General features: G+C 70.7%; 11 protein-coding genes. 6 read left to right on the forward strand and 5 right to left on the reverse strand.

From position 1 onward, the window contains the following. On the forward strand, positions 1–795 hold a 795-nt coding region (locus ETD83_RS34555), incomplete at its 5' end, for an ROK family protein (protein ID WP_138649412.1). A gap of 13 nt (positions 796–808) precedes the next feature. Here the strand turns inward: ETD83_RS34555 and ETD83_RS34560 are convergent. Both ETD83_RS34560 and ETD83_RS34565 read right to left on the reverse strand, forming a co-directional pair. Further along, complete coding sequence (locus ETD83_RS34560; RefSeq protein ID WP_138649413.1) at positions 809–1,312, reverse strand: hypothetical protein; 504 nt, start codon at positions 1,310–1,312, stop codon at positions 809–811. A gap of 107 nt (positions 1,313–1,419) precedes the next feature. Beyond that, on the reverse strand, positions 1,420–2,091 hold the full coding sequence (locus ETD83_RS34565; RefSeq protein ID WP_138649414.1) for a hypothetical protein: 672 nt from the start codon (positions 2,089–2,091) through the stop codon (positions 1,420–1,422). Positions 2,092–2,158: 67 nt separating this feature from the next. On the opposite strand from ETD83_RS34565, the gene ETD83_RS34570 reads away from it, so the two are divergent. Then, complete coding sequence (locus ETD83_RS34570) at positions 2,159–2,758, forward strand: TetR/AcrR family transcriptional regulator (RefSeq protein ID WP_138649415.1); 600 nt, start codon at positions 2,159–2,161, stop codon at positions 2,756–2,758. Here ETD83_RS34570 and ETD83_RS34575 read toward each other — a convergent pair. Beyond that, the gene (locus tag ETD83_RS34575; protein ID WP_138649416.1) at positions 2,755–3,585 is read right to left on the reverse strand and encodes a helix-turn-helix domain-containing protein; all 831 of its coding nucleotides are present in this window, start codon (positions 3,583–3,585) and stop codon (positions 2,755–2,757) included. The two genes, ETD83_RS34570 and ETD83_RS34575, sit on opposite strands and share 4 nt — an antisense overlap. Positions 3,586–3,683: 98 nt before the next feature. Here ETD83_RS34575 and ETD83_RS34580 point away from each other — a divergent pair, with 98 nt between their 5' ends. The 3 genes from ETD83_RS34580 to ETD83_RS34590 all read left to right on the forward strand — a co-directional run bounded on the left by ETD83_RS34580 (position 3,684) and on the right by ETD83_RS34590 (position 5,813). After that, positions 3,684–4,388 carry an NAD(P)H-dependent oxidoreductase gene (locus ETD83_RS34580; RefSeq protein ID WP_138649417.1) on the forward strand — a complete coding sequence of 235 codons (705 nt, stop codon included), beginning with the start codon at positions 3,684–3,686 and terminating at the stop codon, positions 4,386–4,388. A 132-nt stretch (positions 4,389–4,520) separates the two neighbouring features. Next, on the forward strand, positions 4,521–5,066 hold the full coding sequence (locus ETD83_RS34585) for a hypothetical protein (RefSeq protein ID WP_138649418.1): 546 nt from the start codon (positions 4,521–4,523) through the stop codon (positions 5,064–5,066). 15 nt (positions 5,067–5,081) lie between these two features. Further along, positions 5,082–5,813 (forward strand): hypothetical protein, encoded by a 732-nt coding sequence (locus tag ETD83_RS34590; protein WP_138649419.1) that lies wholly within the window; start codon positions 5,082–5,084, stop codon positions 5,811–5,813. Here ETD83_RS34590 and ETD83_RS34595 read toward each other — a convergent pair. Together ETD83_RS34595 and ETD83_RS34600 are read right to left on the reverse strand one after the other, a co-directional pair. Continuing rightward, positions 5,810–7,477 (reverse strand): tetratricopeptide repeat protein, encoded by a 1,668-nt coding sequence (locus ETD83_RS34595; protein WP_138649420.1) that lies wholly within the window; start codon positions 7,475–7,477, stop codon positions 5,810–5,812. The two genes, ETD83_RS34590 and ETD83_RS34595, sit on opposite strands and share 4 nt — an antisense overlap. A 41-nt stretch (positions 7,478–7,518) precedes the next feature. Then, positions 7,519–8,928, reverse strand: a complete 1,410-nt coding sequence (locus ETD83_RS34600; protein ID WP_138649421.1) for a hypothetical protein — start codon at positions 8,926–8,928, stop codon at positions 7,519–7,521. 557 nt (positions 8,929–9,485) lie between these two features. Here ETD83_RS34600 and ETD83_RS34605 point away from each other — a divergent pair. Then, the gene (locus ETD83_RS34605; RefSeq protein WP_138649422.1) at positions 9,486–10,439 is read left to right on the forward strand and encodes a zinc-binding dehydrogenase; all 954 of its coding nucleotides are present in this window, start codon (positions 9,486–9,488) and stop codon (positions 10,437–10,439) included. The last annotated feature ends 29 nt before the right edge of the window (positions 10,440–10,468 follow it).

Here is a 10,468-nt window from a genome sequence, read left to right on the forward strand (position 1 = left end):
GCCGAGGTCTCCCCCGGCAAGACGCTCCCCCGCCTCCTCGACGCATGGACGTCGCTCCTCGCCTCCTCCGGCCTGGACGCGGCCGGCGTCCGCGGCGTCGGCCTCGGCGTCCCCGACACGGTCGAGCACGCCGCCGGACGCTGGGACGGCGTCGAGATCGGCCCGCCGATCGCCGCCCGCTTCGGCGTCCCCGCCTACCTGGACAACGAGGTCAACACCGCCGCGCTCGGCGAGCACCACGCCCATCCCGGCGTCGACGACCTGCTGTTCGTGAAGGTCTCCACCGGCATCGGCGCGGGCCTGATCAGCGGCGGCCGCATCCAGCGCGGCGCGCTCGGCGCCGCGGGCGAGATCGGCCACGTCCCCGTCCCCGCCGCCGTCGAGGCGCCGTGCCGCTGCGGCAACGTCAACTGCGTCGAGGCCATCGCGGGCGGCGCCGCGCTCCTCGCCCGCTCCGCCGCCGGCGACCTGCCCGGCCTCGCCGCCCTCGCCCGCTCCGGCGACCCGGCCACCGTCGCGCTCCTGCGCGAGGCCGGACGCCGCATCGGCGAGGTCGTCGCCACCGCCGTCAACCTCCTCAACCCCGCCGTCGTCGTCCTCGGCGGCGACCTCGCGGGCGCGGACGCGCCCCTCATCGCGGGCCTGCGCGAGGTCGTCTACCAGCGCTCCACCGCGTTCGCCACCCGAAGCCTCCGCATCGAGCCCAGCCGCCTGGGCGAGCAGGCGGGCCTCAGGGGCTGCGCCGCCATGGTCCTGGACCGCATCCTCGCCCCAGAGATCATCGACGCGTCCTGACCCGGCCCAGGGGTCAGCGGCTGTCGCGCCTCGCCTGCCGCCGGGCCCCCTTCGCCCTGGTGGCGGCGTGCCTCCGGCTCAGCGCCGGGTCTGCGCTGGTCGGCCTGCGGCGGGCCGTCGTCTGGGACGTCCTCGGCGCGGCCTCCGGCACCCCCGCCCGCGGCGGGGCGGGGCGTCCGGCCCTGGCCGCCCCGCCCCGCTCCGCCTTGAGCGCGGACGCGCTGCGCCGCGCCGCCCGCGCCAGGTACCAGCTCACGCGGGCGAGCGCGTCCTCGAACACCTCCGCCTTCCGCGCGTTCCGGACGTTCTTCGGACGCGCCTTCCCCCGCCCGCCGTACTCCTCGACCCGCGCGCTCGCGGTGCGCCGGTACAGCTTGCTGTACTTGTCGCGGGCGCGCCTGATCCTCGTGTGCAGATCGACGAGCCCGTCCTCCTCCATGCCGGCGAGCCCCCCGCTCCCGGTCTCCCGGACGAGGGCCTTCTCGTCCTCGTTCAGCGAGTTGAGCAGCGCGTCCATCACCCCTCAAGGCGTCCGTGATCTCCATCGAGCGTCGCACGCGCAGCCCCAAAAGGGGGCACGCGAACACCCCAAGAAGGCGCAATCCGGACAGGCGGCCCGCCCTGTCAGGACGCCTCGTGGCGGCCGGTGGCGGCGCGGCGGCGGCGTGCGACCAGCGCCCACACGAGCGGCACGGTCCCGGCGGCCAGCGCGACGATCGCGCCGGGGAGCAGGAACCCGAAGCGCAGGCCGATCGAGGCGTGGGCCTCCACGCCGGAACGGCCGTCCATCCGCATCACGACCACGGACCAGGCGCCACCGGTCTTGTCCCACGTGAGGGTGCGCGTGCCCGGTCCTTCCGAGCTCGCGACCCAGAACCGCTGCCGCGACGGCGGCACGGCGGCCCTGTCCGCGCCCGGCAGGCGGTGGAACACCGGCTCGAACGGGCTGAGCCGAGCCGACACGAACTCGTCCCGCGCCACCCCGCGCAGGTAGTTCTCGACCTCCGCCTTCGGCCCGATCCCCACGAACAGCGGAACGCGAGGGTCTGCGGGACGCACGACGATCTTCACTTCGGCGAGCTCACCGACGTCCGGCATGGGGTTCCCGGCACGCGCCGTCTCGGACCCCACCTCGATCTCATCGGTCTTCAGCGCGACGGCCGAGGTGCCGAAGCGCCGCTCCGGAGTCGCGAACGAGCCCCCGGACTCGGCCTGCAGGGCCGCCCCGGCGGCGAGCCCGGCCCCGGTGAGCAGCAGCGGACCGGCGGCGAGCGCGACGACGAGCGCACGTCTCATGATCACTCCTTTTTAGTACGACTGTGTCATCAAGCGAAATGTAACACAGTTGTGCTATAAAAGTCCCATGCCGAAGGTGGTGGATCCGGCCAGGCGCCGGCAGGACGTGGTCGCGGCGGTGTGGCGGGTGGTCCGGCGGGACGGCCTGGACCGGGCGTCCGTCCGCAACGTCGCGAAGGAGGCGGGCCTGTCGGCGGGCTCGCTACGGCACTACTTCGCCACCCAGCCCGAGCTGCTGGCCTTCACCCTCCGGACGATCATCGAGCGGATCGAGCGGCGGATCGCCGCCGTCCCGGCCCTGGACGGCGATCCGCGCGACCGGGCCGCCCGCGTCCTGAACGAGCTCCTCCCCATGGACGCCGAACGCGCCGCCGAGAACCACGTGTGGCTCGCCTTCACCGCCCGCGCGCTCGTCGACCCCGACCTGCGCGCTCTCTGCGAGGAGGCCCACACGACCCTGCGCTCCGGCTGCCTGGCGCTGGCCCGTTCCCTGGCGCCGGAGTCGGACGTGGAGCTGGAGGCCGACCGCCTCCACGCCCTGGTCGACGGCCTGGCCGTCCACGCGGCCCTGCACCCCGAGACCACGACCCCAGACCGAATGCGCGCCGCAGTACGGGCTCACCTGAACGACCTGTACCACCGAGGCGCCCGCCCGCAGACGTCCTAGATCCGGGCGAGGGCGGCGGCTTCGCGGCTGCCCCGCTCCGCGCTGAAGACGTGCACGACGACGCCCGTCTCGCCGGGCGCGACCGGTACGTGCAGGGTCTCGTAGTCCAGGGTGAGGAGACCGGCGACACGGTGCCGCAGCCGCTTGCGTCCCGCCGCGCACATGACGACCTCGCCGGTGGCCCAGATCCGCCGGAACTCGGTGCTGCGCGCGGACAGGCCGGAGATGAGCGCGGCCAGTTCCCCGTCGTCCGGGTAGCGGCCCGCGGAGACCCGGAGCTGGCCGACGGCCTCCGCCGCCCTGTCCTCCCACTCGGGGTGGACGTCCCGGGCCGCGGGGTCGAGGAACAGGAACCGGGCATTGTTGCGGTCGCGACGCCCCGGTTCGTCCAGGCCGCCGATCAGCTCTCCGCCGAGCCCGTTCCAGGCGACCACGTCGAGGCGGTGATCCGTGGCGAAGGCCGGGGAGCAGGCCATGTCGTCCAGGATCCGCTGGAGCACAGGACTTACCCGTACCCGGGGCGGGCGGCCGCCGCGCCTGTCCCCGGCCAGTGTGGCGAGGTGCCCGCTCTCCGCCGCGTCGAGGCGGAGCGCCCTGGCCAGCGCGTCGAGGACCTCGCGGGACGGCTGCGTCGCCCGCCCCTGTTCGAGCCGGACGTAGTAGTCCACGCTGATCCCGGCGAGCTGGGCCAGCTCCTCGCGGCGCAGCCCGCGCACCCGCCGCCGCCCGCCGCCCGCGATCCCGACGTGCTCCGGCGCGACGCGCTCCCGCCGGGCGCGCAGGAAACCGCCGAGCGCGTCGCCGCCGATGTGGTCAACGTCGTCCATGAACCCAAGTATGCGTGGCCCTCCCGGTACCAGGACCGGCCGTCCGCCGGTCGAGCGGGGTTCTGGCTGCCCGGCCGCGTCCGGGAGAGCGTGGCGGCATGCAACGGAAGAAGATCCTCCTCGTCAGCTCCCACCCGGAACCCCGTTCGCTGAACGCCGCCCTGACCACCTTCGCGGCCGGGCATCTGCGCGCGGCCGGGCACGAGGTCCGCGTGTCCGACCTCTACGCGATGAAGTGGAAGGCGACGGTGGACGCCGACGACATCCCCGACCACGTCGCGGACCGGCGCCTGGACGTGCTGGCCGCTCACGAGCGGGCCACACTGGCGGGCCGTCTGACGCCCGACGTCCTGGCCGAGCAGGAGAAACTGCGCTGGTCGGACGCGCTGATCCTGCAGTTCCCGCTGTGGTGGTTCTCCGTCCCGGCGATGCTCAAGGGCTGGTTCGACCGCGTCCTCACCAACGGCTTCGCCCACGGCCCGGCGGTCCCCCCGCCCTACACCGAAGGCGCCCTGGGCGGACGGCGGGCCCTGCTCTCGGTGACGATCGGCGCCCGAGAAGGCTCATTCTCCGACCGGGGCATCCACGGCCGCCTGGCGGACGTTCTCTATCCGGTACAGCACGGCGTTCTCTGGTTCATCGGAATGGCACCGCTGGAACCATTCGCGATGTACGGCACCGTAGACGTATCGTCCGCCCATTTCACAGCCGCGACCCGCGAATACGCACGCCGCCTCGACGGCCTCTTCACGGAAGCCCCGATCCCCTTCCGCTCCCTCGGCGACTACGACCGCACGCGCTGACGATCCACCGCGCGTTGCTGGCCGAGAGCGGTCAGGCTGTGCGCGTGCTGAAGGCCAGGAAGTACCCGGTGGCCGGAATGTCCTCGGCGTTCTCCCGGTGACAGCCGTTCTCGTGCGGTGGACACTTATCGGGTGTCCACCGCGACCGACATTATCGGGGCCACCGCCGGAGTGGCCGAGGCAGTGATCGCATATCTGAGCTACCGGGAGACCCGGGCCCAGCGCCTTATGGCCCAGACCCCGGCCGGGCCCATCAACCCAGCATCCGGGCAGGGAACCATCGGCTGGCAGCAGCCGGTGCAGCCGTCCGCTCCGCCCTACGCGCCGTCCGCGCCCTACGCGCCTTACGCGGGGCCGCCCCAGCCGGCCGGGCAGTCCTGGCAGCAGCCGCAGTTCCGGGCGCCGGTGCCGCAGCGGGCCGTGCCCGGCGCCCTCGCCACCTTCATCTACGCCATGCTCTTCGGCATCGCACTGTTGTGGATCGGAGACAGCCCGGTGGGGGTGATCGGGCAGGTCATCGTCGCGGGCTTGTCCCTGACAGTCGTGGCCGCCGTTTGGCTGGCCCTTCGCCACAAAGCCCCAGAATGGTCCGCTCTGCTGTCATGGCTCTTGACCATGACCACCGCTGTGCCCGCGACTGTTCTGATCGTCGGAGCGTTCACGGCGCTGATCTCATAACGGTGGGAGCGGCTGATGGGTTCGTCCTATCCGATGAGGCCGTCCGGCCCCGATGGTCCGGTGCCGCGGCGGGACGGCGGCCTCCCCGGGCCCCGCGCGGCGGCGCCCGTCCCGCTCCACCAGGCCGGTGAGATGGGGTTCGGCGGGCGGACGCGCGAAGAGCTCTGGCGGTTGGTCGGGCCCCAGAGCAGGGCGCGGATCAACGCGCTCTCCGGAGACACCATCGAGTGGTACGCCTCCGAGGACCCGTCGAGCCCCGACGGGCGCCCCTACGCCGTCGTCGCGGGCGATGCCGGCATCGCGTTGGCCGAACCGCGGATCGACACCGGTCATCGGCCGGTCCACGCGATCTCCGCCTTCCTCTTCGCGTCCGGATCGCTCCGCCATATCGCGATCGACCACCGGCCGCCGCCCCATGCCGCACGCGCCGCCGTGGCGGACGCCGCTCCCGCGCCTCCCGACATCGGACTGTCCGCGGAGGCGAAGGGACTTCTCGGGAACCTTCCGCCCCGCGCACAGGAATTCCTGCAAGCACCCTTCACCGCCGAGCGGCGGCCCATGCGCTACGACTGGTGGTACCAGGGTTCCGACCACCACCTGGACGTCTTCGTCGTCTTCCTCGCCGGAGCGCGGGACGTGACGTTCGCGACCGGGACCAAAGACGTTCCCGTGGGCCACGACGCCGCGTCCGCCCACTGGTCGCTCACCTGCTACCAGGCCGCGGTGGAGCGCCGGATCGACGGCTAGCCGTTCTGTCCCGCGCGGCAGAAGCACGAGGCGTTGATCTCGGTGTCGGCGCGGGATGCGGCCACGTCCAGGCGGGCCTGGACGGACTCGGCCTCCACGCATCTGCCGAGCCGGTGGAGGCACTCCGCATACCCGTGGAGGCTCCAGATGTTGTCCGGGTGACGGGCCGCCCGGTGCGCCGTGTCGGCCAGCCCCAGGTCGGCGCTGTACACCTCCGCCGCCTCGTCCACGTGACCCTGTTCCAGCAGCAACGCTCCCAGGGCGTGCCGGGGCGGCTGCATCCAGCCCCAAGGCTCGTCGTAGGGAAGCCGGTCATAGTTGTCCACCGCCGTGCGCAGGTGAGCGAAGGCCCTCGCGAACTCTCCCCTGCGGTACTCGATCTCTCCCTTCAACATCTCGGCGGCGATGCCGAGAATGTCGACGTACCGGTTGTTGAAGAACCGGCGGGTCTCGGGAACCCGCGAGAACGCCTCCTCGAACAGTGCCCGTTCGGCGTCGGCCTCGGGCAGCTCTCCGAGGACGGCGTGGGCCACACCCTTCGCGTAATGGAAAGTCGCGGTCGTCACAAGGTAGAGATCGGGGTCGTCCGGGAGCGGCTCGTCGAGGATCTCCCGCCACCTGCCGAACCTCACGAGCACGTGCGCCTTCATGGGGACGAACCCCTCCAGCCAGTCGACCATCGGCGGCTCGGCCTGGCGCAGCAGTTCCTCGGGAATGGCGTCGACCATCTCGTTCGCGGCCTCCAATGCCGGACGGTACCGGCCGAGGAACATCGCCGCGTAGATCTTGAAGTGGAAGTCGTGGCAGCGCGAAAGGGTGTAGAAATTGAAGGGGCCCTCCCGCTCCACGTATTTGCGGTCGACCTCGATCGCCCGTTCATTGGCGGCCAGCGCGGCCTGGTAGTCGCCGAGCTGGACATAGATGTGCGACGGCATGTGCAGGAAGTGACCCGCGTCGGTCTCGGCCTCGCGCAGGGCGTCGGCCGACTGGCGGGCGCGTCCGGGGTCCGGCGACATTTCGAGGGCGTGGACGTGCAGATGCAGAATGCCCTGATGCGGTAGCTCTCCGCGATTCTCCGACCGCCGCAACGCGCGTTCGAGCACGTCTATCACCTCGGCGGTGTCGGCGCCCGGCGCGGGTTCGCCGCTCTCCAGATCCCAGAGCTGCCACGGCGTCCGGTTCATCATCGCCTCGGCGAAGAGGGCCGCTACATCGGCAACGTCCGGGAACCGCGCGTAGACCTCCCGCATCGACGCGGCGTACGCGTCCTCCCAGGACTTCCACCCGTCCGACAACGGCAGCCGGTCCGAGGGGTAGCGGCTCCGCAGCGCTTCGATCAGGGCACTTTCGAGGGGCGTGACGGAGCCGGTCAGCGCGATCGCGGCCGCGATCGCCTGGCGCGCGTCGGCCAGGCTCTCCGCAGCCTCCGCCGGGGTGAAATCGTCCCACGGCTTGTTGTAGTAGGGGCCCGACGCGTAGGCGATGCCCCAGTGCGCCATGGCACAACCCGGATCGCGCTCCACGGCCTTTTCGAAACACCGAAGGGCCTCTTCATGGTTGAACGCGTAGCGCCAGATCAAACCCCGGTCGAACCAGATCTGCGCCTCCGGCGAGGCGGCCGTCACCGGAAACGTATGCGACCCGAGTTCGTAATAGTCGTCCATTCAGCGAGTATAAGGCAGGGTCCGTCCCGTTCCACCAGGCGCTAGCGCTCGGCGTTCTTGAAGAGCTCCTGCTTCTTGGACCGGCCAGGAAATACGACGATCAGGTGATGTTCTTTCGGCATTTCGGGCGAAAACGCTTCGGGCTCGTTGCGGCCTCGGACATGGACGCGCAATCGGTAAGGCCCCGGCCCGGCCGCGGTGACGGGCGGCGCTTCCACCGGCGCCCAGAGCGAACCGACCTCGGCCCGTCCGTCCGCGCTGTCGAAGCCGACTTCGGCGACGCGTTCCCACCCCTTCGTCACCAGCGGCGGCGCCTCCCGGTAGGCCCGTACGGTCAGGCACACGTCCCCTTCCGATCCGGTGGAAACGGTGACCGTCTGGCCCGCGGCGGCGACCAGCCCGTCGTGAAGGGCCTTGTCGAACGACGTGCTGTCGTCTCCGGAACCAACGGAGTAACTGCTGCTCTCGCCGCCGGAGATGAGATCGGTGAACTGCCGGACAGGGCGCGGCCCATGGGGGACGGTCCGCTTGCAATATGCCAGGGCCTTCACGCGATAACGTCTGTATTCCGCCACGCTCTCCGCGTTCCGACGATCTGCCTCGCGTTGTTGCGGGAGCGCTGTTTCCGGACACAGATAAGCCATCTCCTTGGTGGTCGGCCAGCGTGCCCCGCGACGCCCCAGATCGTGTGGCGACATCTGCTTGTCTCCACGGCACGCACGCTCCCCCTGGTCGAGAAGGACGCCGTCGGACAGCGGATCGTCCTCGGTCGGACGCTTCGATCCGGATGCCAGGAGACCGGGATATCCGCGGAGCGAACACACGTAGGCGAGCCTTCGTTGATGTTGCGATAGGTGCTCGACCACAGACGCCAGCGTTTCGGTGTTCTCCCCGTCGACATATCTCACGGCCTTGTAGTCGTCCGGGCTCGTCATCACCGTCCTCGGTGGCTGCGCATCGGCGGCGACGCCGAACATGAGACTCACGACCACGGTCGCCGAAACCGCCCGGACCGCCCGCCTGCCCGGACGGTAGGTCGCCGTCAGGATCAGAACCACGGGGACCAGGCCGATCGCCCATGAAACGATCTGCCGCCCGGCATAGGGGAACAGCCATAAGTCGGCGCACGCACCGCCCCACCGGGCCGCGTCGTACCCCAGCAGCAGGGGCTCGCAGACCATCACCGGCCCGATAACCCCGGCGGCGACCCATCCCACGGCACGCCGCTTGGTCACCAGCCACACCAGAAATGCCGGGATAAGGACCAGGTACGGCATCGTGCTCAGCCGCACGTACCACGGTGACATCGAGAAATCCAGCCACTGCAGGAAGCCGTCACATTGGAGGGCGAGGGAGGAGCCGCCCACGATGTACTTCTCGGACCCTGAACCGAACAGCGAACTGACCCAACCCACCGTATCCGGCGCCACACTCACCGCGACCGCCGCCACCCACAAACCCGTCTGCGTCCGCCTGCTCCACTGCGACATAATCCGCAAACCATAGCTAACACCCCACCCGCTGACTCCCCGTTCGGCTGAAGTCATGGCGCGAATTCCGGCCCATAACCGAATCCGGCCCGCACGGCGCCTACGACTTCAGACGGGACGATATTCTCTTTCGCAAAGACGAACGGGAGACACGAGTCCAAGGCGCTGATCGTCGCACTGGGAACACGAGATGATCGAGCTGGAACGGACCATTGTCCACACGGAATTCGGTTGACTGGAGACGTCGAGTTCCGCTTCCACGGCGACGCCTTGCGTACCGTGGCCGTCAGGTCGCCGCGACGCTCCGGGTTCTCCGCCTGGGCGATGCCTTCGGCGCGATCGTGACCGCCGAGGGCGTCCACGAGGGTGAGCCGCAAGCGGCGCGCTGCCTCGCGGCGGCCCGGATGCCCGCTCTTCCACCCCACCAGTGCGTGATCATGGGGCGCACAGCTGCTCATCTTGACCTTAAGCAAGGTTGAGGATTGAGACTGGTCCTCTGACGAGGAGGGGACCGGAACATGCGAGTGATTGAAGTAGAGGAGTTCGGCGGGCCTGAGGTCCTGGGGGTGCGCGAGGCGCCGGATCTGGTGGCCGGTCCTGGGGAGGTCGTGATCGCGCTGGCCGCCGCGGACACCATGTTCGTGGAGACCCGGATCCGCGCGGGCAGCGCCAGGGAGTTCTTCGACACGACACCGCCGTACGTGCCGGGCGGGGGCGGGGCCGGTGAGGTGATCAGCGCCGGGCCGGACGTCGATCCGGCGTGGATCGGTCGCCGCGTGGTGGCGTCCGTCGTGAACGGTGGATACGCCGAACAGGTGGCTGCACCACTGGAGAACGTCCTCCCGCTGCCGGACGGCCTGGGTTTCAACGAGGCCGCGGCGCTCCTGCACGACGGCGTGACCACGCTCTGCGTTTTCGAGGGCACCGAGGTCAAGGCCGGGGACACCGTTCTGGTGGTGGGCGCGACCGGCGGCATGGGCGTCCTTCTCGTCCAGCTCGCGCGTGCGCAGGGCGCCCGGGTCGTGGCAGCGGCACGCGGTGGGCGAAAGCTGGAGCTGGCCCGCGAGCTGGGCGCCGACGTCGTCCTCGACTACTCAAGGCCCGGCTGGACGGACGAGATCCTCGGGAAGGTCGACGTGGTCTTCGACGGCGTCGGCGACGAGATCGGCCTCGCCGCCTTCGCCGCCACGCGAGACGGCGGCACCTTCTCCGCCCACGGCTCCACCCTGGGCGGGTTCACCGCCGTCGATACGCAGGAAGCAGACCGCAGGGGCATCACTCTGCGGGGCATCCGAGACGTGCAGATCAGCAGGACCGAACGCATGCGCCTCCTGGGCAGTGCCCTGGAGAAGGCCGCCGAGGGCGTATTCAAGCCCGTCATCGGCCAGACATTCCCACTGGGACGCGCCGCCGACGCCCACACGGCCATCGAGGAACGCACCGTCCTGGCCAAGACTCTCCTGCTCCCCTAGGCGGGGGTGGGGTTAGCTCCACCTCGGGG

Source organism: Actinomadura soli (assembly GCF_005889715.1).
Taxonomy (GTDB): domain Bacteria; phylum Actinomycetota; class Actinomycetes; order Streptosporangiales; family Streptosporangiaceae; genus Spirillospora; species Spirillospora soli.

Coding starts and splice junctions, on each gene's coding strand:
- ETD83_RS34590 (WP_138649419.1), top strand. CDS start 5,082: ATGGGTTCGTCCTATCCGATGAGGCCGTCCGGCCCCGATGGTCCGGTG.
- ETD83_RS34595 (WP_138649420.1), bottom strand. CDS start 7,477: ATGGACGACTATTACGAACTCGGGTCGCATACGTTTCCGGTGACGGCC.
- ETD83_RS34560 (WP_138649413.1), bottom strand. CDS start 1,312: ATGGACGCGCTGCTCAACTCGCTGAACGAGGACGAGAAGGCCCTCGTC.
- ETD83_RS34605 (WP_138649422.1), top strand. CDS start 9,486: ATGCGAGTGATTGAAGTAGAGGAGTTCGGCGGGCCTGAGGTCCTGGGG.
- ETD83_RS34580 (WP_138649417.1), top strand. CDS start 3,684: ATGCAACGGAAGAAGATCCTCCTCGTCAGCTCCCACCCGGAACCCCGT.
- ETD83_RS34565 (WP_138649414.1), bottom strand. CDS start 2,091: ATGAGACGTGCGCTCGTCGTCGCGCTCGCCGCCGGTCCGCTGCTGCTC.
- ETD83_RS34575 (WP_138649416.1), bottom strand. CDS start 3,585: ATGGACGACGTTGACCACATCGGCGGCGACGCGCTCGGCGGTTTCCTG.
- ETD83_RS34570 (WP_138649415.1), top strand. CDS start 2,159: ATGCCGAAGGTGGTGGATCCGGCCAGGCGCCGGCAGGACGTGGTCGCG.